A 239-nucleotide genomic window follows, 5' to 3' on the forward strand; every position below is an offset into this window, starting at 1 on the left:
TCAGCAGCGCATCGCCGTGCACCTTGTGGCGCGGGATGCCGTTATCTAATCCCTCTTCCAATATCAGACGCGCACATTCACGCGCGGCAAACAGCGCGGTGGTGGCTTCGGTGTGGTGATTGAGGCGCTCCGGGCCCCAGTAATCCATGATCATGCCGAGATTGAAATAGATGGAGTAGATCATCTCGTCGGCGCCATCCTGATGATCGGCGGTGCGGATCCCCTCTTCCACGCACTTG

At 58.6% G+C, this 239-nt stretch carries 1 pseudogene; it reads right to left on the minus strand.

Annotated elements, in window-relative coordinates:
• Positions 1 to 239: pseudogene (locus tag KVT28_RS26635) on the minus strand (alanine--glyoxylate aminotransferase family protein); the annotation flags it as partial.

It is taken from the genome of Pantoea sp. GbtcB22 (assembly GCF_019091025.1).
Lineage (GTDB): Bacteria > Pseudomonadota > Gammaproteobacteria > Enterobacterales > Enterobacteriaceae > Pantoea > Pantoea leporis.